At 47.4% G+C, this 21,089-nt stretch carries 15 protein-coding genes and 2 rRNA genes (1 of these 17 only partly in view); 9 read left to right on the plus strand and 8 right to left on the minus strand.

Annotation, left to right across the window (positions count from 1 at the left end; translation table 11 throughout):
* The 3 genes from ACKU40_RS18340 to ACKU40_RS18350 form a co-directional block, all read left to right on the plus strand.
* A 23S ribosomal RNA gene (locus ACKU40_RS18340) occupies positions 1 to 1,911 on the plus strand (it extends 1,025 nt beyond the left edge of the window).
* 83 nt (positions 1,912 to 1,994) lie between these two features.
* Positions 1,995 to 2,109: ribosomal RNA gene (gene rrf, locus ACKU40_RS18345) — 5S ribosomal RNA — on the plus strand.
* 174 nt (positions 2,110 to 2,283) lie between these two features.
* On the plus strand, positions 2,284 to 2,862 hold the full coding sequence (locus ACKU40_RS18350) for a pentapeptide repeat-containing protein (RefSeq protein ID WP_320174227.1): 579 nt from the start codon (positions 2,284 to 2,286) through the stop codon (positions 2,860 to 2,862).
* On the opposite strand, the gene ACKU40_RS18355 is transcribed toward ACKU40_RS18350, so the two are convergent.
* Positions 2,837 to 3,439: a hypothetical protein gene (locus tag ACKU40_RS18355; RefSeq protein WP_320174228.1), complete on the minus strand. Its 603-nt coding sequence runs from the start codon at positions 3,437 to 3,439 to the stop codon at positions 2,837 to 2,839. The genes ACKU40_RS18350 and ACKU40_RS18355 overlap by 26 nt on opposite strands.
* A gap of 139 nt (positions 3,440 to 3,578) precedes the next feature.
* On the opposite strand from ACKU40_RS18355, the gene ACKU40_RS18360 reads away from it, so the two are divergent.
* Positions 3,579 to 4,544 carry an AEC family transporter gene (locus ACKU40_RS18360; RefSeq protein ID WP_320174229.1) on the plus strand — a complete coding sequence of 322 codons (966 nt, stop codon included), beginning with the start codon at positions 3,579 to 3,581 and terminating at the stop codon, positions 4,542 to 4,544.
* A gap of 51 nt (positions 4,545 to 4,595) precedes the next feature.
* On the opposite strand, the gene ACKU40_RS18365 is transcribed toward ACKU40_RS18360, so the two are convergent.
* Positions 4,596 to 5,663 carry an HD domain-containing phosphohydrolase gene (locus tag ACKU40_RS18365; RefSeq protein WP_320174230.1) on the minus strand — a complete coding sequence of 356 codons (1,068 nt, stop codon included), beginning with the start codon at positions 5,661 to 5,663 and terminating at the stop codon, positions 4,596 to 4,598.
* A gap of 224 nt (positions 5,664 to 5,887) precedes the next feature.
* On the opposite strand from ACKU40_RS18365, the gene ACKU40_RS18370 reads away from it, so the two are divergent.
* Positions 5,888 to 6,067 carry a hypothetical protein gene (locus ACKU40_RS18370; RefSeq protein ID WP_320174231.1) on the plus strand — a complete coding sequence of 60 codons (180 nt, stop codon included), beginning with the start codon at positions 5,888 to 5,890 and terminating at the stop codon, positions 6,065 to 6,067.
* 11 nt (positions 6,068 to 6,078) lie between these two features.
* On the opposite strand, the gene ACKU40_RS18375 is transcribed toward ACKU40_RS18370, so the two are convergent.
* Together ACKU40_RS18375 and ACKU40_RS18380 are read right to left on the minus strand one after the other, a co-directional pair.
* Positions 6,079 to 7,827, minus strand: coding sequence for a chloride channel protein (locus tag ACKU40_RS18375; protein WP_320174232.1), 1,749 nt, complete (start codon positions 7,825 to 7,827; stop codon positions 6,079 to 6,081).
* Positions 7,828 to 7,850: 23 nt separating this feature from the next.
* On the minus strand, positions 7,851 to 9,092 hold the full coding sequence (locus ACKU40_RS18380) for a nucleoside transporter C-terminal domain-containing protein (RefSeq protein WP_320174233.1): 1,242 nt from the start codon (positions 9,090 to 9,092) through the stop codon (positions 7,851 to 7,853).
* 228 nt (positions 9,093 to 9,320) lie between these two features.
* Here ACKU40_RS18380 and ACKU40_RS18385 point away from each other — a divergent pair, with 228 nt between their 5' ends.
* Both ACKU40_RS18385 and ACKU40_RS18390 read left to right on the plus strand, forming a co-directional pair.
* Positions 9,321 to 9,779 carry a chemotaxis protein CheX gene (locus ACKU40_RS18385; RefSeq protein WP_320174234.1) on the plus strand — a complete coding sequence of 153 codons (459 nt, stop codon included), beginning with the start codon at positions 9,321 to 9,323 and terminating at the stop codon, positions 9,777 to 9,779.
* A gap of 35 nt (positions 9,780 to 9,814) precedes the next feature.
* Positions 9,815 to 11,404, plus strand: coding sequence for a HEAT repeat domain-containing protein (locus tag ACKU40_RS18390; protein ID WP_320174235.1), 1,590 nt, complete (start codon positions 9,815 to 9,817; stop codon positions 11,402 to 11,404).
* Positions 11,405 to 11,452: 48 nt separating this feature from the next.
* Here the strand turns inward: ACKU40_RS18390 and ACKU40_RS18395 are convergent, their stop codons facing one another.
* Positions 11,453 to 12,310, minus strand: coding sequence for a hypothetical protein (locus tag ACKU40_RS18395; RefSeq protein WP_320174236.1), 858 nt, complete (start codon positions 12,308 to 12,310; stop codon positions 11,453 to 11,455).
* A gap of 66 nt (positions 12,311 to 12,376) precedes the next feature.
* On the opposite strand from ACKU40_RS18395, the gene ACKU40_RS18400 reads away from it, so the two are divergent.
* Both ACKU40_RS18400 and ACKU40_RS18405 read left to right on the plus strand, forming a co-directional pair.
* Entirely contained in the window at positions 12,377 to 13,414 is a 1,038-nt protein-coding gene (locus tag ACKU40_RS18400; protein ID WP_320174237.1) for a DUF1786 domain-containing protein, read from the plus strand.
* Positions 13,415 to 13,539: 125 nt separating this feature from the next.
* On the plus strand, positions 13,540 to 15,699 hold the full coding sequence (locus tag ACKU40_RS18405) for a PAS domain S-box protein (protein WP_320174238.1): 2,160 nt from the start codon (positions 13,540 to 13,542) through the stop codon (positions 15,697 to 15,699).
* Between the two features lie 48 nt (positions 15,700 to 15,747).
* On the opposite strand, the gene ACKU40_RS18410 is transcribed toward ACKU40_RS18405, so the two are convergent.
* The 3 genes from ACKU40_RS18410 to ACKU40_RS18420 all read right to left on the minus strand — a co-directional run bounded on the left by ACKU40_RS18410 (position 15,748) and on the right by ACKU40_RS18420 (position 21,059).
* Positions 15,748 to 16,167 carry a hypothetical protein gene (locus tag ACKU40_RS18410; RefSeq protein ID WP_320174239.1) on the minus strand — a complete coding sequence of 140 codons (420 nt, stop codon included), beginning with the start codon at positions 16,165 to 16,167 and terminating at the stop codon, positions 15,748 to 15,750.
* A 254-nt stretch (positions 16,168 to 16,421) separates the two neighbouring features.
* Entirely contained in the window at positions 16,422 to 16,931 is a 510-nt protein-coding gene (locus ACKU40_RS18415) for a hypothetical protein (protein ID WP_320174240.1), read from the minus strand.
* On the minus strand, positions 16,932 to 21,059 hold the full coding sequence (locus ACKU40_RS18420) for a two-component regulator propeller domain-containing protein (RefSeq protein WP_320174241.1): 4,128 nt from the start codon (positions 21,057 to 21,059) through the stop codon (positions 16,932 to 16,934).
* Between the last annotated feature and the right edge of the window lie 30 nt (positions 21,060 to 21,089).

Genomic DNA, 21,089 nt, shown 5'->3' on the forward strand with positions numbered 1-21,089 from the left:
AGACCGTCAGCTAAGGTCCCCAAATCCATGCTCAGTGGAAAAGGTGGTGGAGTTGTATAGACAGCCAGGAGGTTGGCTTAGAAGCAGCCATCCTTTAAAGAAAGCGTAATAGCTCACTGGTCTAACGATTCTGCGCCGAAAATGTAACGGGGCTAAGCATGGTACCGAAGCTACGGGATGCGTCTTTGACGCATCGGTAGGAGAGCGTTCTCAGATGGGATGAAGGTGAATCGAAAGGTTTGCTGGACTAATGAGAAGTGATTATGCTGGCATGAGTAACGATAAAACAAGTGAGAAACTTGTTCGCCGTAAGACTAAGGTTTCCTGGGTAAAGCTAATCTTCCCAGGGTTAGTCGGTCCCTAAGGCGAGGCCGAAAGGCGTAGTCGATGGAAAACGGGTTAATATTCCCGTACCAGCAAATGTGTGCGATGGAGGGACGCAGTAGGATAGCTCAGCCGGCTGTTGGATATGCCGGTGTAAGTGCGTAGGCTTGAGAAATAGGCAAATCCGTTTCTCTTTAAGGCCGAGACACGATGCCGTAACTTTACGTTTGAAGTGAGTAATTCCAGACTGCCTAGAAAATCTTCTAAGTTTAGCATTTGTTGACCGTACCGCAAACCAACACAGGTAGTCGGGTCGAGTAGACCAAGGCGCTTGAGAGAACTCTGGTTAAGGAACTCGGCAAAATGATCCCGTAAGTTAGCGAGAAGGGATGCTCCAGACGGTGACTTGATTCACTTAACGAGCTGTTTGGAGCCGCAGAGAATCGGGGGGGGCGACTGTTTACTAAAAACATAGGTCTCTGCTAAGTCGTAAGACGATGTATAGGGACTGACGCCTGCCCGGTGCTGGAAGGTTAAAAGGAGGTGTTAGGCTTCGGCCGAAGCTCCGAATTGAAGCCCCAGTAAACGGCGGCCGTAACTATAACGGTCCTAAGGTAGCGAAATTCCTTGTCGGGTAAGTTCCGACCTGCACGAATGGCGTAACGATCTCCCCACTGTCTCAACCAGAGACTCAGTGAAATTGAATTACCAGTGAAAATGCTGGTTACCCGCGGTAAGACGGAAAGACCCTGTGCACCTTTACTATAGCTTGACATTGGGTTTAGGGCTATCATGTGTAGGATAGGTGGGAGGCTTTGAAGCCGGCACGCCAGTGTCGGTGGAGCCATCCTTGAAATACCACCCTTGATAGTCTTGAATTCTAATCCAATGCCGTTATCCGGCTTGGAGACAGTGTCTGGTGGGTAGTTTGACTGGGGCGGTCGCCTCCCAAAAAGTAACGGAGGCTTGCAAAGGTTCCCTCAGGCTGATTGGAAACCAGCCGTCGAGTGCAAAGGCATAAGGGAGCTTGACTGTAAGACAGACATGTCGAGCAGGAACGAAAGTTGGTCTTAGTGATCCGGTGGTTCCGCATGGAAGGGCCATCGCTCATAGGATAAAAGGTACGCCGGGGATAACAGGCTGATCGCATCCAAGAGTTCACATCGACGATGCGGTTTGGCACCTCGATGTCGGCTCATCACATCCTGGGGCTGAAGCAGGTCCCAAGGGTTCGGCTGTTCGCCGATTAAAGTGGTACGCGAGCTGGGTTTAAAACGTCGTGAGACAGTTTGGTCCCTATCTACCGTGGGCGTAGGATAATTGAAGAGGGTCTGTCCCTAGTACGAGAGGACCGGGGTGGACGAACCTATGGTGTTCCTGTTGTCACGCCAGTGGCATTGCAGGGTAGCTAAGTTCGGAAGGGATAACCGCTGAAAGCATCTAAGCGGGAAGCCTGCCTCAAGATTAGTTATCCCTATGCTTTAGCATCTAAAGATTCCAGGTAGACCACCTGGTTGATAGGCTGGAGGTGTAAGTGCAGTGATGCATTCAGCTGACCAGTACTAATAAATCGTGCGACTTATTTTTCTTCTCTTCCCTTAACTTTAAATAGTTAAGGTTAATCTTCTCTATTTCAACCATATATTTTTGCTCAAAAGCAAGCTAAATTTGCTTGCGGCCATTGAGGAGAGGTCACACCCGACCCCATTCCGAACTCGGAAGTTAAGCTCTCCATCGCCGATGATACTGCTAGGTAGCTAGTGGGAAAGTAGGTCGCCGCAAGCTTTTTTATTTCTAAAGCCCCCTTGTTAATTCAAGGGGGCTTTACTTGTTGGCGCAGGGGTATTTTCGAGTGTTGAGGGACTTGAGGGGGCGGGGGGAGTCTGATTCTAATGCGCTTGATTGTACGTGCTGCGAGGAGTATTAAGTCGTTTAAAATTCTGTTTCAGGAGAAGCTTTATGCAGATAGATGATTACGAATCTTACGAAAATATATCCTTCGAGAGTATCGACCTAGAAGATAAGACCTTGCAGGAAGTCAATTTTTACAGATGTACATTTAAAGCTTCTTCTTTCCAGTATGCCGAACTTATAGACTGCGAATTTCAGGAATGTCGGTTTGTGGGCTGTAATATGGCAGTGGCTGTATTTTCAAATTCGAAGGTCATCGATACTGAATTTCGTGATTCAAAGTTACTGGGCATAAACTGGGGAAATCTTGGACCTGTAATCGTGGCACGATACTCCAATTGCCTTATGGATAGATGTGCATTCAGCGGTCAGAATCTGCTCAAAGTTAAATTTAGTTCCTGTTCATTAAGGGATGCATCCTTTTCTGATTGCAAGTTGTTGCGGGTTAAATTTGATGATTGTGATTTTGCAGGCTGCCAGTTTCATCAGGCGGATTTATCCTCTGCTGATTTCACCTCTTCCAGAAATTATTTCATGAATGCAGAGACGAACAAACTAAAAAAAACAAAATTCTCATTGCCTGAAGCGGTGTCGCTACTGGCTAATCTGGATATTGAACTGAAGTAGTCGTGGCCCTATCCCAACGTTCCCGCAGCATTTTACAAATCTCTTCTTGAGTATTCGCTGTCATTAATTCCATATCAAGTGGAATGCGGTTATCAAGCTCAGATAGCTGTTTTATATATCGTTCAATTTTGCGGGCTGAGAATTTGAATACTTTGCTTTCAAAGAAAATTTTGTCGGCGCTATGTAGTTCAAGATACATGACGGGAGCAAGTCTGGGCTTCATGAACGGAGAGTAGTCTTCCATGTTTTCTTCCGGTTCTGGAGCAGGTTCTTCAATAACGATATCCTTGATATTTTCCCATGGGATGTATTTTGTGATGTTCCCACTTAACCTGATTCCGTCATCGCTTGTTTCCAGGAAATTTTTCTGTACATTAAGAGTGATCATTTTCCAAAGAAAAGCAAATATACCTGCAATAGCCAGAATACGAGCAAGATAAATTTCTCCATTGCTTTGTGCAGGATAAGAACCGAAAATGCTGAAGAGCAAGAATCCCATCGTTCCGACAAGCCCGAAACCACAGAGTGCAATACCTACTGGACGCATGTCATTTCTTAGAATAATTTCTTCTGGCAATACAGACTCCGGCGGTCATGAAAATTACATCCTGTTCTTATATAAATATTTTTTTGTGAAAATGTCTATACTAATTCCAGAAATCTGTTAACCGCTTCATTTGTATTTTGATTAAATCTTTTACTCTTTAATTAAATTTATGCTGACACTTGTCCTTTCTGCTTTGATTCCCCTGTTTCTGATGGTTCTTGCCGGGGCTGTTTCGTTCCGGCGTGAAATCCTGCCTGAAAACTCTGCAACAGTGCTGAACGGGTTTGTTTATTATTTTACTTTACCGGCTTTACTCTTCTGTTCACTGGCAACTACCCCGTTTGAAGAAATTGCCCAGGTTCGTTTCATCGGCGGTTATCTTTCTGCTATGATAGGTGCTTACTGGCTTATGTTTCTGGCTTCGAAATTTATATTCAAGGACCATTTTACTGAGGACGGAATCCGGGCCAGTTCCGGCAGTTTTCCTAATTCAGCATACCTTGGATTGCCGATCATGATGTACCTTTATGATGGCAGCAGGCAGGCTTTGATTGCGACTACGCTGGCGATCATCCTCCCAATCATCATTGTCATTATGGTTGTGGCTACATTTGAGCTGCACCGGGCGGATAAATCGAAGTCGACTCTGGGTATTATCGGGCAAATAGCTCTTTCCATGCTCAAGACTCCTTTGATTGGAGCTTCTTTTGCCGGGGCTGCTTTTTCTTTTCTGCACTTGAAGCTACCGGAATTTTTGGCTGACGGCTTACATAATTTTGGCATGGCTTCGGTCCCTTGTGCCTTGTTTGCAATCGGGATTCTGATTGTCCGCCAGAAGATGGAAATGAAATGGTTCAATATCGGATTGGTGAACCTTTTTAAATTAATTCTGCACCCGCTTCTTGCTGCCGGATGTCTACTTCTTTTCGGTGTGCGAGGACAGGAATTGCTTATGGGGGTGTTGTTGTCCGGAATGCCGACTGCGGCGTTGTGTTGTGTGCTAGCTGAATCTTACAGAACTTGTGAAACAGAAACTTCAGCCACGGTGCTGGTCTCCATGATTTTATATATTCCGGCCATGTTTCTGACCCTTGTTGTGGCTGAAGCGTGCGGTGTTCCTTTGATTCGCGGGTAGTTTATTTTCTGAAAATGAAAGGTCGGGGTGATTTCACTCCAGCTTTCTTTTTTACTGAGCTGCTTTTTGCAGGGCTATGGTTCTTAGCTGCTGCATTTTCGCTTTATCTTGAAGCAGAGCTTTCATTTCCGGATTGTTGGATATAATGAATGATATCAATGAACTGGTCAGTTTTTGATCGTATTTAGCTTTGCTCTCGGTAAGGATTATTGCAGCAAGGATAGGGTTGAGGCCGGGTCTGTGGTAGCGGTCGGCAATCATACCGCAAAAGGCATCTGAGATTGCGCAGACCTTTGCTTCCAAAGTAATTGCATCTCCCCGACGTCCTTTTGGATAGCCGCTGCCGTCCAGCCTCTCATGGTGATCAAATACGCAGGATTTGATGGTTTCATCTCTGATTTCAAGGCGGTTGAGCATTTTTTCAGCAATATCGACATGTTCCTGCATGCGCATTCTTTCTTTGTAAAGCAGCTTGGAGGTTTTAGCCGTTACTGCTGAAGGGATCTGAGTCATACCCAGATCATGAAGGACCAATCCCATGGCCAGTGGCTTGAGGTCCATTTTTTCACCGGGCTTGTAGAGGACTTTTAAATAAATTGAAGTTCCTACAAAAAGTGTATTTACCGCATGGCAGCACAGATCTTTTTCCCGCTTAAGGGTATTGAAAAAGTAAGTCCATCTGTTGGGATCCACCCAGACATATTCACAAAAAATAGCCAGAACAGTGCTAAGGTCGGTTAAAGTTTCCCCGATAGGATTGGAGTAAAAGGCACGTACTTTTTCCAGAACTCCATCATAAAAAATTTCAGCTGCCGCAGCTTCATCCAGAAAATGTTCAGTCAGCAATGCTCCGAGGTTCTGACTGATGTGACCTGCAAGTGATGCGTAATCTTCTTTGGATATGAACAGGTTTCCGTCACTACAGTAGTTGTTGACCAGTTCCTGCTTTTTGCTGGAAAGCCTTGTATCCTTAGCAAAAAGGGGAACAACACGCTGAAACTCGTCATCGTGTATGCAGAGAGATACAGGGAGTTTGCTGCCGAATGTATTTAAAATATTAAAACTGATTTGCAAGAATTCCTCAGTTCCGGCATTCTGGCTTTCCGTATCATTGTTCATGGCACTGATTCCTTTCAGTAAAGAGCACTTTCAAAATACTAAAATTTAAACGATATTGAAGATTATTACAGTGGAATAAAAAAGTAAATACCCGTTTTAATTTATTGTTAATCTTTCGTTCATTTTTATATAAATGCAGAAAGCTTTGTTGGTAGATGTACATGATGCAATGCTTAGCAAAGTGTTCTCAAGGATTAATACCGGCTGGGAATTGAAGGAACTATATGGCTGACAAAATATCAGATAAATTCATGAGTGTTTCAAAAAAACTATTGGAAGAAGATCCTGATTTGAAACGAAAACTCGAAATAGTCATGGGCCGTGTTGCGGACACAATCGTGAAAGCAAAGTATGTTCAGAATAGTACCCCGAAATCACCGGAAGACAAAAAGAGTAAGGACTAGGCTCACAATTATTAGAAGAGATTGTCGCTTTTTCCGTAAGATTTCATCTCGCCCCTATATGCTGAGAGGATGTCTTCCTTGCTTATAAAGCCGTTGAAGCTGCCGTTTTTCATTACCGGAAGGGTGCGCTTGCCGCTGCGGTTCATTATCTCCAGAATCTCTGCCGCACCCATGTCCTGTTCTATGATGGGAGCGTTTCTGTCTATGGCCACCTCGCTGATATTGCTTTGCTGCTGTTCCGGATCAAGGATTGATGATCGCGCTGAAACAACATCCACCATGCCCATGAATTCCTGAGTTTCGCTGTTGATAATGGGGATGTGGGTCTGACTGGTGTTGGTCAGTACCTTCAGGAATTCGCTTACGGTCATTTGCGGGCAGGCATAGGTCAGTTTGTTATGAACTAATTGACTGGTATCAATGTCCGCTAATATTTTTTCATCTGTTTTGGGGCGCAGAAGTTGTCCCTTCTCCACCAGATCCCGAAAGTAGAAAGATGATGGTTCAAAGGCGTGGGTAAGCATGGATGAAAGGAAAGTGACGGTCATGATGTGCATCACCGCCTGATAGCCGTGGGTGATTTCCAGTACCAGAAATACGCTGGTCAGCGGGGCCTGCATCACTCCGCTGACAACTCCGGCCATGCCCAGTAGCGCGTATGATCCTTCGCCGGTGAGCATGTGTTGTGGGATTATCTGTGAAATTACTCGATAGTAGAATGCTCCGAAAAGTGATCCGATTACAAGGCAGGGCGCAAATATTCCTCCCAATCCTCCGCTTCCCAAAGTCAGCGATGTGGTGACTATCCTGAGCATTCCCATGAATGCAATAAGGGCTATGCCGTCAGGCAGGGTGCCGTGAATAGCCATTTTAATGGATGTATATCCTTCGCCAAGTGCCAGTGGAAAGAAAATTCCGATTATCCCCACGGCCAGACCTCCGCAAGCCGCTTTGATCCATGGTTTATTGGTCAAGGATGAACAGGCGGAACCGACTTGACGGATGGAACGGACAAAGAGCACTGATACCAGTGCGGCAAGTACGGCCAGCAGGATGGAAGTCCCAAGATCGGTAACTCCCATGGGAGGGAATTGATCGCTGAAAGGGATAACGTTGCCTTCGAGCAGTCTTGAGGTCTGAGTGGCGACAACCGAGGATATGGCAATGGGAATGAGATGGTAGGGAGTCCACTCCCCGAGGATGATTTCTACTGCAAAGATCATCCCGGTGACCGGGGCATTGAAGATTGCTGAAATGGACCCGGCTGCACCGCATCCGATTAGGGTCATGCGCGACTGTCCGCTCATTTTGAACAGCCGGGACAGGTTCGAACCCATGGCGGAACCGCTGACGACAACCGGCGCTTCCGGACCGGCTGATCCGCCGCTGGCGATAGTCAGCAAGCTGGTCAAAAGGGAGCTGATGATTGAAATGGGGCGCAGGATTCCCTGCTTCAAGCCGACCTTAGCGATGACTTCTCCTACCCCGTGCCCTCCAGACTCCTTGAAGATATTCTTGCTCAGGATAACTGCAAGCGCGGCTCCCGCAGCCGGCAACATGAACATCCACCAGTGATGGGAGTTGGTCATGCGCAGCGTGCTCAGATAATCAAGCGTCCTATTCAAAATCACGGCAGCCAGTGCAGAGCAGCCTCCGATGACAATTGCTGCAAAAATGAGTTTTGCATTGCGCGAAGGGGCGCGCTTATGCAGGAAGTGTTTCAGTTCCGCTGGGCTGATGTTGTTACCTGATTTGATCATGGCAGCTTGATTCCTCTTGGGGCTTAGTAGAGTAGTCCTACCACAGCTCCGGTCATGCAGGTAGCCAAAGTTCCTCCGATTACGGATTTTGTGCCCAGAGCCACGATCTCGTCTTTACGGGAAGGGGCGATGGATACAAGGCCGCCGATAAGGATTCCAAGGCTTCCGAGGTTTGCAAATCCGCACATGGCATAGGTCATGATAATAGTTGAACGCGGGGACAGAGTTCCGGCGGGCAGCCCGGCCAGTTGCAGATAGGCGAGGAATTCGTTGAGGATGGTCTTGGTCCCCATGAGCGAGGAAGCTGTGTAGGCCTCGTTTGCAGGGATTCCCATCAGCCAGACCACAGGCCACATGATGATGCCCAGAATACGCTGCAGGGTAAGCGGTTCATTTTGAAAGTCGGGCAGAAATGCGAGAATCTGGTTGGTCAGGGCTACCAGTGCCACCAGAACAAGCAGCATAGCCACGACGTTGATAAGCAGGGTTACGCCGTCGGATGTGCCTTTGACCACGGCATCCATGGAGCTGGAAGCAGTACTTTTGATTTTAAGGCTGTCTGCTCCCTGATGCCCTTTGTGCTCAGGGACCATTATCCGGGAAATGAGGATAGCCGCCGGAGCACTGATGATTGAGGCAGTCAGGATATGTCCGATGGCACCGGGAAGCACCGGATTCAAAATGGAGGCATAAAGGACGAGGACTGTGCCGGAGATGGTCGCCATGCCGCTGATCATCAGGGTCATGAGTTCGCTGCGGCTCATCTTGTTGACATAGGGGGCGATGATGATCGGTGCTTCGACCATGCCTACGAAAATATTGGAAGCAACACCAAGTCCTAATGCTCCTCCTATATCCATGGTCTTTTGCAGTGCCATGGAAAAGCCTTTTACCACTACCGGAATGATCCGCCAGTAGAAAAGCAGGGCGGAAAGTGCACTGACTACGAGAATAAGCGGCAGGGCCCGGAAAGCAAGGGTCCAACTCGCTCCCGGAGAATTTTCGGTGAAGGGGAGCGGCCCTCCTCCAAGATAGCCGAAGATAAAGCTTGTTCCGGCTTGGGTGGCCTGCTGCAGGGCATCAACTACATGGTTTAAGTACATGATCAGGTCGCTGAAAAAAGGAACTTTAAGCATGAGAGCTGCTACAGCAAATTGAAGGGACATTCCAATAAGAATATTTTTCAGGCTGAGTCCTTTTTTGTTTTCACTGAATAACCATGCGAGAAATACCAAACCGAATAGTCCTACCAGGCTTTGAAACATTTTTTTATTATCCTTTGTAAGCAGAGTATTTGAAATATTAATATGGATTACATTATCCGAGGCCGGGCTGCAACGGTGATGGATTTTGTCACTGGATTTTAATCATGTCCCTTGAACCTTTCTGTTTTTGAAGTTAGTATCTTTCAAATTGTGTTCTAAGTAGGAAAAGACCGTGAACTGAAGGTGATCCTGCTCTTGGAGAAAACTTCTGATGTAGGGAATGTCTATATGAATGTTGAACTTGCTAAGCCGTTTATCAAGGCTGCAGTGGATGTGCTGTCAATGATGGCCATGATCACTCCGAAACCGGGAAAGCCTTATGTAAAGAAAACCAAGACTGCTGTAGGTGATGTTACCGGTCTGGTTGGTATTACCGGTGATATGAATGGTACTATCTCAATCTCTTTTTCAAAGAATTGTGCGGTGACCATTGTAAAGAATATGCTTGGCGATGATGTTCAGGATATCGTTCAGGATGTTCAGGATGCTGTCGGTGAGATTACCAATATGGTGTCCGGTCAGGCCAGAGCAGGTCTTGCTGAACAGGGCCTCAGTTTTTCGGGAGCCACACCTTCGGTAATTATGGGAGACAACCATACCATAACCCACATTGCCAATACTCCCATTATGGCTATCCCCTTCTCTACCGATGCTGGGGAATTTACCATTGAATTCTGTTTTGAATAAAACAAAGTTCTATTGAAAAAAAGAGAGATTACAATATGTCTATGTTAATCGGTTTCAGAGAAAAATCTTTCTTGGATAAGATCAGCATTCTCAATGAAGTCGCCACTGCAAAAGATCCGGTAGAGCTGGACGGCCTGCTGGACCTGTTTCAGAATCCGCTTGAAGATACTTCTGTTGACTATATGGTTGTAACTGCCTTGAACGGTATCCTTTCCGCTGATGAGCAGAAAGCGGTGGAACTTCTGAGTAAGGAAGAAGGCAAGCTGCGTATCCTGTGCATCAGGGTTTGTGGAGAATTTCAGTTCAAAAGTGCTGTTCCTGTTCTCATGCAGATGGCCGAGGATGCTGCTGATCCTGACTTTTTGTTTGAGGTTCTGACCTCTCTTTCAAAAATCGGTGGTGCTGATTCCCTTGAACTCTTCCGTTCCAATATTAATAACGACGATGACCTTATCGTGGTTATGTCTATAGAGATGCTTGCGGAACTCAAGGACGAACAGTCCATTCCTGCGCTCAAGGGTTTTGTTGAACGCAATAACGAGGACGATCGTTACGAAGTGTGCGATCTGACCACATGGAAGGCTGTTGAATGCCTCGCCGCTATAGGCACGGATGAAGCCCTTGATTTTATCGTCTCCAACCTGCACCACAGGAACCCCACCGTACGCCGGGTAGTGACCGATTCTCTGACGGTTATGGGCAGCAGGGCGGTGCCTTACCTGAACAAGATTATCAGCCCGGATACTGCTAAAGATGACCTGATCCTCGCTGCCAACGTGCTCGGTTTCATCGGGGACAAGGAAGCCCTTGACGGGCTTATGGATGCCATTGAGAAGCAGTATTCCACCGATTCAAGTGTGAAGTATGCCATTTATGAAGCCATTGGCAGAATCGGTACCATGAAGGGTGTGATCAGTCTTATTGACGGTCTGGAAGATGACGACGAACTTATTGCCGTAGCGGTTATGACTGGCCTTGACGGACTGGTTAATCCCGGTGTGACCAAAAAACTGGTGGAGATCGTAGGTCAGGGCGGCAGCAAGGCCGGAAAGATTCTGCGGGCCATTGTTACCGCCAAGGCTGTGAATGTATTTCAGGCACTGTATGCAGAAGGCAAGATCGGCCGTTTCCTGATGAATGCCGTGGCAGCTTCCAAGGATGCTGAAGTTCATGAAGCTTTCCGGACCAAGCTGGCCGAGATCGGCGGTGCAGAAGCCGAAGCTGATATGGCCAGACTGCCTGAAGCTGTTGTTGCCGGCGGCAAGAAGGCTTTGGCTGTTGATGACTCAAAATCCATGCTCGCCCTTTATCGCAGCATTCTTACCAGTGGCGGTTATGAACCCACTGTGGCTGAGAACGGTCAGGATGCTTACTCACACATTGAACTCAGTAAAGAATTCGATGTTATTATCACTGATATGAACATGCCGGTTATGGACGGAATGGAATTTGTTTCTAAACTCCGCCAGACTAACGGTTATGCGGATATCCCCGTAATTATGGTTACCACCGAATCAGAATACTCCCAGCAGGAACTGGCCCGCAAAACCGGGGTGAACGATTTTATTACCAAACCGTTCACAGCCGATCAGCTCAAAGCCAAGATCGCTGAATACGTTTCTTAAAGAATAAAGATCACTACAAAGGGAGGACTGTTATGGTTCTCCCTTTTTTTATGGGTTTTGTATTTTGCGGATTGCCTCAACCACTGTGTTTCCTACCTGCCTGCTGTAAAGCATAGCTACATGTCCCATGGCGTGGGTGCGTTTGATTGCCCATTCTTCTGAGGTCGGTTCGAGGTTGGACCACGGAAGGACCATTTCATCGGTAGGGGAGATTATGGCTGTTTTTGATATGTTCCGTGGATAGCCGATTATACTCTTTCCTTTAAAGAGACTGCTCTGCGGGTGCAGGCTGCGTCCCAGTCTTCCAATGGCTATATTTGCAAGAATGCTGCCCCGGTATGGGGTTCCAAGGGTGATGATTCCAGCGCACATCTTTTCAATTTCCGGGTCCTGCGCTGCCCCGCAGGAAAGCAGACCTCCAAGGCTGTGTCCGGTGAGGATTACCTTTTTCCCCGATTCCAAGTGTAATTTTGAAATTATATCCCGTAGTTCCAGCACCAGCTCTGGATAGGATGTAGTAAAGCTGTTGTATTGCCATGTATTCAGGTTGGTGAATCCCGCAAGATTCAGGCGGTAGCGCATAACCAGCCATGCTGCCTTGTTATGGTACAGGCCGTGGGTCATGAGAATAGGGGTGTTGTCTCCATTTTTTTTGATCAGCGGCAGGTTGCAGAGAAAGGTGAAAGGGCGGGTACAAATGGCTATTATCAGGCTTATCCCAGCAGATAAGGTGGACCGGGCAATGTCCTTGGTCATCTGCCCGGTGCTTCTGCTGCGCATTTCCGTTCTGTTGCAAAGAGCGGCAAAGAGGATAAGGGGCAGGGGCAGCAGGATCAGCAAGGCGGCAAAAAAGATTATTTTAATCATGGTCGATGCGGGGTTGCGGTTAACATATTCTGTTTTCAATTGACGCAAATTGTTTCCGCCTGCAACATAATTATCAATCTTTACTGTTACAAATGGAGATCTGGAGTGAAGAATACAGTTTTAAGTCTGGATATCGGCAGCGGGACTCAGGATGTTCTTTATTATATTAAAGGTGTGGAGATTGAAAACTGTTTCAAGTTCGTACTGCCGTCCCCGGCCAGGGTGGTAGGGGAACGGATCAAGGAACTGACCCTGCAGGGACGCGATATTTATCTTTCAGGCCGGAACATGGGCGGTGGCTTCGGAAGGTCCGTCTATCCTCATATGGAGGCGGGCTGTAAAGTCTATGCTCATCCGCGTGCTGCTCTGGCTCTTGGTGATGACCTGCCCCGGCTGGAGAGTAACGGGATCATCCTTGCCGATGAAAAACCGGAAGGGTGTGCGGATGTCCCCCTTGCTGACTTTGATGTTGCATGGTGGAAGAATTTTTTTAGGGCAGCAGGTCTGCAGTATCCTGATTACGTGACTGCATCTGTTCAAGATCACGGTTACCATCCCGGTAAAAGCAACCGTATCGGTCGTTTTAATCTTTGGAAACATTTGCTGCTGGAGAATCAAGGCCGTCCGGAAAGTCTGGTTTTTGAAAACGTGCCGGAAGAGTTTACACGTATGGCTGAATTGCAGGACAGCATCGGTGGCGGGGCGGTCAGTGATACCGGAGCTGCGGCGGTTCTCGGTGCTCTTTTTGTGGACGGGATATTGGAACACAGCCACAGGCAGGGTGTCTGCCTGATCAATGTAGGCAACAGCCATACTGTCTCCTTCCTGCTATATAAGGGTGCTGTTTACGGTGTATATGAACATCATACCGGAAACATGACTCCGGAAAAATTATGGGATGATTCCCAGCGGTTCAGGCAGGGGAATATCAGTTTTCAGGATGTTTTCGATGACTGGGGACACGGCTGTTTGACCCTTGATTTACCTGAAGAAGCGCAGGGATTTGCTCCAACCTATGTGCTTGGTCCCCGGCGATCCCTTTTAAACGGTTATCCCGTTGAGTTCCCGTCTCCCGGTGGTGATATGATGCTGGCCGGATGCTTCGGTTTGATAAAGGGGTTAACCCTGAAAGGGATATTGTAGTTAATAAAGTTACTTCTGGCCTTGCTCTGGACTGGTAATGACGATAATGGTGTACTTGATACATACATTGCTGATGCTGATCAGGTTCATCCAGACTTATAAACGAAAACAACAGATTCGGAATTATGCTGCGCACAATATTATTTGCCACATTGCTGTTCCTGCCCGGATGTACGGATATCTTTGCCGAAAGATGGCTGTCCGCTACTCTCACCGAGCTTGGAGCCGGTAATCTTGACAGGATTCTTATCCTCGGTGCGGCCATCATCATTACTGTTCTGCTTGTTTTTATCGGCTTCCTTTATCTGAACATAGACAAGAGAAAGAAGGTTGAGATCGAACTGCAGCGTGAGCGAGATCTCATGGGCAGTATTATGGAAACCAGTCCCATGGGTATTCTGGTCATGGATAATGACGGTAAGATTATCTTTGCCAATGATCAGGCTGCTCGGGTGCACGGTGTGGCCCGGGAAGAGATCATCGGCAAACAGCACAATGATCCCATCTGGAAAATCACCGCTCATGACGGATCCCCCTTTCCGGAGGAAAGGCTGGCCTTTAATCGGGTAATGAAAATCCGCAACGCTGTTCTTGATATCCGCCATGCCATCCACTGGCTGGACGGACGCAAGGTTCTCCTTTCCATTAACGCTTCTCCGATTATTTCAGATGACGGCAGTATTAAGAAGGTTGTCGCTTCTGTTGAGGACATCACCACCAGAAAGAAGGTGGAAGAAGCTCTCAAGGAAAGTGCCTATCGTTTCCGTTCGTTGGTAAAGACCGCAGAAAGCGTGATCATTCTGCTTTCCCCGGACAAGAAGATTCTTGAGTTCAACCGCATGGCTGAGCAGCTTTTCGGCAGAACCCGTCATGAAGTGCTTGGCCGTGATTATTACGAACTTTTCGTTCCTGAAAGGCTCTGGCCGGATCATAACCGCCAGTTTGCCACAGTTCTTTCCGGCAATCCCCTGCGTCTGCTGGAGAACTATGTGGTTGCCAGAGGCGGTGAGGAGCGGATGATCCAATGGTCCCTTTCCCGCTTGCTGGATGCCAAGGGCGGTGCTCTGGGCGTACTTGCGGTAGGTCAGGACATTACCGAGCGTAAGCGTAGCGAGGTAGAACTTTGCGAGGCCCGTGATGCGGCTGAAGAAGCCAGCCGGGCCAAGAGTGAGTTCCTTGCCAATATGAGTCATGAAATCCGCACTCCGATCAGCGCCATCATCGGCATGAGCGAGATGACCCTGAATACTGATCTTACCGGAGAGCAGCAGGGGTATCTTGTGACAGTCAAGAAGGCGGCGGAGTCCTTGCTGCATATTATTAATGACATCCTTGATATCTCCAAAATCGAAGCGCGCAAGATGGAACTTCGGCCTGAAGATTTCAACCTTTATGAAATGCTGGAAAAGCAGCTTTCCGTACTTAAGGTGCAGGCCGAAGAAAAAGGCATCGAATTGCGGGCAAATGTCAGCGACGATGTATCCCGCTGTTACCATGGCGATGAGTATCGCTTGGGGCAGATTATTATCAATCTTGTCGGCAATGCCATTAAGTTTACTGAAAAGGGGTATGTGGAAGTTTCCGTTGACCATGTAGGAAGCTTCGAAGAGGGAGCGGTTCTTGAATTTCGGGTCAAGGATACCGGGATCGGTATTTCTGAAGACAAGTGTGAAAAATTGTTTGAAAGCTTTGTCCAGCTTAACGCCGGATATTCAAAGCGTCATCCCGGAAGCGGATTAGGTCTGGCAATTTCCCGCCAGTTGGTGGAAATGATGGGCGGGCACATAACTTTCAGCAGCAAGGAAGGCTGGGGGTCGGAGTTTAAATTTACAGTCAGGCTTAAATCCAGTGTCGGGGAATGTCTCGAAACAAGTACAGCCTTTCTTGATGAAGGCAAGAATGATAAAGGATTGGCCGCACGAATTCTGCTGGCCGAAGATAATGCCACCAACCAGCTCTACATTGCCCATTTTCTGACCGAACAGGGGTTTGAAGTTGAAACCGCTGAGAACGGACTGGAGGCCTTGGATCTGCTGGAGAACAGCGGCCCCTTTGACGTGATTCTTATGGATGTGCAGATGCCTGAAATGGATGGCCTTGAGGCTACCAGAAAAATAAGGGAACAAGGGAACGATATTCCCATCATCGCCCTGACTGCCTATGCTATGGAAGGAGACCGCGAAAAATTTCTCAGTAACGGCATGGATGCCTATTCTTCCAAACCGGTCAAAATCGATGAATTGGTCCAGATCATAGGTAAGTTGGTCCCACGCACAAAACAATAAAACAAACCGCCATATTCCTTAGGAATATGGCGGTTTGTTTTATTTAAATTACTGTTCAGTTGTTTTCTCTTCAATATTGCCTACAAGGTCCTTGTGCAGGATTCCCGCGATCTGTTCCTTGAAGTCCATGAGTTCTTTGTTGTTGATCCCGGCAATGATATCTTCTGCTGTTTCCACTTCATCAAATCCTTTATTCAAGGAGCAGATGAGATGGATACCTACTTTCCTGCCTTCAAGATCAACAGTCCCGAGAATGTTTGATTTCTTTATTTTTTTTCTGACCGCCTGCGGGAGCTGAGGGATAGCGAGCAGCATTTCACGAGGATAGAACAGGTAGCCGAAGGAGAAGTTTTCGGCTGTGAAAGCGTCATTCTGGAATCCGCCGTTGAGGTCCAGATCGCTGCCCTTGGCTGATTCGAGCATCTGCATAATGTCCGAGGCGATAGTTTCCGCGTAACCTTTGTCCATGTTGTTTCTCCCTGAAATATTATGTAGCTTTTTTTAGCTGTTCATTTGTGCCGAAGATAACTCTGCAGTAGTTGCAGAGCAAAAAAGAATCAAGCATTTGCAGCACGCAGATGTCAAGATGATACGGAGGCTTCAATATATGAAATCTTACAGGAAGGAATTGTGGTTCGATGTTCCGGGCAGGAGGGCGGCGTAAGCGGGTGTTGGTAAAGTTTATTGGAGATTAATAAATAAATCCGGGGAAGTCCCCGGATTTATTTTTGGGTGCCACTGGCAGTCTTGCCCCACGGCTTGAAGACTGAGACCCAGACCAGAAAAAGCAGGCAGCCGAAGACAGCGAATGCTGATATTTCATTCAGCAATTGGCTGCGCAGGTATTCCGGTGTTTGCAGGGCCAGTGCTCCTGTATTGCCGGAAAGCTCGCTCATGTGGTCCAGCCAGGGCATGAAACAGGTGAATCCGAAGAGGATGAAGCTTATATTGATGATCCATTTGGTGACAATCCACTTGAATTTGAAAAATCCCCAAGAACTTTTCCACGCAAAGACGAATCCGGTAAACAGACACCCCAGTGCTCCGGCTGTGACTACATACTGATCCACCAGCTTGAGGCATATATCCCGTCCGTAAAGAGCTTCCCCTGAAGTGGGTACAAAGAGGCAGTGCAACAGTACCAATGAAAGTGCGCCGCCGCCCCAGAGACAGGCACTGAGCATATGCAGGGCGCGTATCCATTTGGTTTGTTTGGGGGTGAGTTTTTCCATTTATCTGGTCTTGTTGTGAATATTTAATATTGTTTGCAACAAAGTATCTCTCTTGATGGGCTTGGAGAGAAATTCGTCTGCCCCGGCAGAGATGCATTTCTCCCGGTATTCAGCCGAAACATGCGCGGTAAGCGCTATTACTCCGGTTGCGGGCAGATTATTTTCCTTTTCAAAGTTCCTGAACTTAACAAGAAATTCAGGGCCGTCCATGATCGGCATTTCCATATCCAACAGGATTATATCAAAATTATCATTGGTTGCCAGCTTAAGACCCTGCGCTCCGTCTGCCGCCATGGCCAGTGTTGTATCTGTATCCTTGAGAAAATGGCGGATCAGGTCACGGTTGGGGATATTATCCTCAGTAAGCAATATCTTGATAGGCGGCAGCTTGTGCGATTTGGGGAAAGCTGAATTCTGTTCCTCCTTGCAGGAAAGTTGCAGCAGTTCCATGGTGTTATGCAAAAGCAGTCTGCGGGAAGTGGGAAGCGGCTGCCCGCGTCCTTCGATGCCTTTTTCAAGGTATGTTTTGTCAAAGCAGGCCCCCTGCTGGAGCATGAGCACCGGCGGTAGCTTTATTCCGTCTTCCTGTAATGAGCGGAGCAGGTTCAGTTCTCCGGCATCCTTCAAAGAAAGGTCGTAGATCAGCAGTTTGTATTTACTGTCCAGCAGTGATGAAAGCAGTATTTTCAGGCTTTCAACAGTAGAACACGGAGTAGCTGTCCCTTTGAAATAATTCAGGGTCTCGCAGATTGAAGCAAGGGTTTCCGGGTTGCGGACCGCAACCAGAATTTCCGAATATTCAAGGTCAGGTTCCGCAGCCGTTGAGGCTTGCGGTGCACGGGGCAGGGGCAGGGTTACCATGAAGGTGCTGCCCTTACCGGGAGTACTGCTGGCGCAAATGGTGCCACCCATGAGCTCGGCCAGTTTACGGCTGATTGATAGTCCCAGTCCGGAACCTCCATACCTGCGGGTTGTAGAGGAATCCGCCTGTGAAAAAGGTTCAAAGATGGATTCCAGTTTTTCCGGGGCAATCCCTATTCCGGTATCAGAAATAGTGAAGGTTATGTTGTCCGGGGAGCTGCTTTCCGGTGACCGGGAAACAACAATGGACACTTCGCCGCTGCTGGTGAATTTAACCGCGTTGGCAAGGATGTTGAGCAATATCTGGCGTATCCGGGTTGAATCTCCAAGGACTATCTCCGGTACGTCCGGTTTGTAGCGCATGACCAGTTCAACATGGCGCGAAGACGCTGCCGTGGCCTGAAGCTGCATGAGTGATTCCGTCTCTTGCAGCAGGTCAACAGGGATATTTTCCAGCTTAACGTGATTTGCTTCAATTTTTGAAAAATCAAGAATATCGTTGATGATTGTCAGCAGAATTTCTCCTGACGATTCGAAGATATTAACGTATTCGCCTTGCTCATCGGAAAGGTTGGTGTTTTTAAGCAGATCGGCAACCCCCAGAATGGAGTTAAGAGGGGTTCGTATCTCGTGACTCATACTCGCAAGGAAAGCGCTTTTGGCTTCGTTGGCTTCCTCTGTTTTTAGAATGGCCTGTTCGAGCCTTTTTTCAGTTTTTTTATGCTCTTCAATTTCCTGATTAAGGTCAGCAGTTCTGTTTTCCACTTCCTGCGCAAGTATTTCTTTTTGTTTTTCAACTGTCCGCGTCCGTTGGCGTACGATGAGGATGAGTGCCGTTATGGCCAAAATTACCAAAACGCCTTTGAACCACAATGTCTTCCAGAACGGAGGGATAATATTCAGTTTTAAGCTGGCTCCGTTATCATTCCAGATACCGTCGCTATTTGAACCACGGACTCTGAATACATAGTTGCCTTGAGCAAAGTTGGTGAATGTGGCTGTGGCGTCAGGGGAGTCTATCCACTCATCATTGAAGCCTTCGAGCTTATATTGGTACTTGTTCAGTTTTGGGTTTTGATAGTCAAGGGCTGCGAAATGGAAGCTGAACATGGCGTCTTTCCATGACAGGGTTACCTTATCGGATTCGGTTATGTTCGTTTCCAGATCTGCCGGAGCTCCCATAATTGTCAGGTCGGTAATGACCAGCGGTGGGGGAGTCCTGTTGATTTTAATATTGCGGGGATCGAACATATTCATGCCCTTCAATCCGCCGAAATATATTTTGCCGCTTTGCCCTTTATTGTAGGAATTAATCCAGAATTCAATGCCCTGCAGTCCGTCTGATGGTCCGAAGTTCCAGACTTTGCCGCTGATCGGATCAAGGCGTGATATTCCTTTAAAGGTCGAGACCCAGATATGTCCGTTGTCGTCAATGCAGAGGCCCTGAATTCCGTCGTTAGCAAGCCCGTTTGCATCGGTATAGCGGGTGAAGAGACCGCTTTGGGGATCGAATCTGTTCAGGCCGGAATCAGTGCCCAGCCAGAGAGAACCGTCGGCAGCCTCTGCAACAGGGGTGACCCGGTTGTTGGATATTGATTGCGGGTTGCCCGGATCATGTTGAAAATGTTGGAAGGTGCCTGTTTTGCGGTCCATGAGGTCTAGCCCGGCATTTGTACAGACCCATAAGTTATCGTTGCTGTCCTCGAAGATATTTCGGACTCTATTGTGTCCCAGGCTGGTCGGGTCGGAGTCGGAATGGTCATAGCGTGTGAACTCTCCGGTTTTGCGGTCAAGACGGTTGAGCCCTTTCTTGCTGGTCCCGATCCAGATGTAGCCCATGCTGCCTTCATATATCCACCAGATATTGTTCTGGCTCAGGGAGTTGCTGTTTTTCTTTTTCCACTTGTATTTCTTTACTACTCCTTCTTCCTTATTAATCACGAAGACACCGCTTTTGCGGGTCCCGACCCAGATAAGTCCGGAGCTGTCTTGGAAAATACAGTTAATCCTGTTGCCGGAAAGCTTCCAGGGTGATGCTGATTTAGTACTGTAGGATTTGATTTCACCGGTTTGAGGATCGTATGTATTGAGACCGTTTTTATAGGTTCCGATCCAGATTAGTCCTTCCCTGTCCTCCAGTATTGCGCTGACTTCAAGACCGGCGAGAGTGTCTGTTTTCCACGGCTGGCGGCTCAGGATACCGAAAGCCTGCATTTTGGGTGTGAGTTTGCTCAGTCCGTCAGTATAGGTCCCGACCCAGATAACCCCGGAGTTGTCTTCAAGTATCTTGGTTACCTTGTTGCTGCTCAAGCTCTGATGGTCAAGCTGGTTATTTTTGAAGAAATCAAATTTCATTTCTTCCGGGGCCGCTGATGCGGTTGCCGGATCTCTTTTTCCCAACCCTTCAAGAGTTCCGATCCAGAGGTTGCCTGAAAGGTCTTGATATATATCGTTTATTTCAAGAGAGCGAAATAGCGTTTTGAATTCTCCTTGACGGGGATCAAGGATAGATATTCCTTTTTTGGTGCCTACCCACAGCTCATTTTCCTTTTGTTGGTAAAAGCATAGTACAGTGTTGTCACTCAGACTGTTTTTATCTTTTGGTATTTTTTTGTAGATTTTGAATTTTTTCTGTTCATCATCGAAGCGGTTTAATCCGATGGCTGTACCTATCCATATGTGGCCATGAAGATCCTCATAGATGGACCTGACTTCATTATGGCTGAGGCTTCCGGGCTGTTCTGACTGCTGTAAACGGGTAAACGTTTCTGTGTTGCGGTTAAAGATGTTTACTCCCGAATGGGTTCCGATCCATAGGCGATTTTTTGAGTCCTCGAATATTGCGCTTACATTTGTACCGGAAAGGGAATTCTGGTTTTCAGCTATGGGCTGGTAATTCTTGAAGCTGTCAGTCAGGCGGTCGTAGCGGTTCAATCCGCCGCCTTTTGTTCCAATCCATAAAACCCCGGATTTATCTTCGTAGAGTGCCCGAATGTTGCCATCGGAAAGCATTCCGCTCTCTGTCCCGCTTTTATATATTTTGATATTTCTGCCGTCATAGCGGTTTAATCCGTCGTAGGTTCCAAACCACAGGAAACCTCGTGAATCCTGCAACATGCACAGAATGGACGATTGCGAAAGCCCTTCGCTTAATGAAAGGCGGTCAAATCTTAATTCTTCCTGAAAAGCGAATGACGGTATTATAGAAATCAGGAAGAATATAAGTGTTCCGTTGAAAATGGTCGCAAATCTGTTGCTCAATGACATGCGAAAATCCTGTGCGGTTGCAAAAGTTTG

This window comes from Maridesulfovibrio sp. (assembly GCF_963666665.1).
In the GTDB taxonomy this organism is placed as follows: domain Bacteria; phylum Desulfobacterota; class Desulfovibrionia; order Desulfovibrionales; family Desulfovibrionaceae; genus Maridesulfovibrio.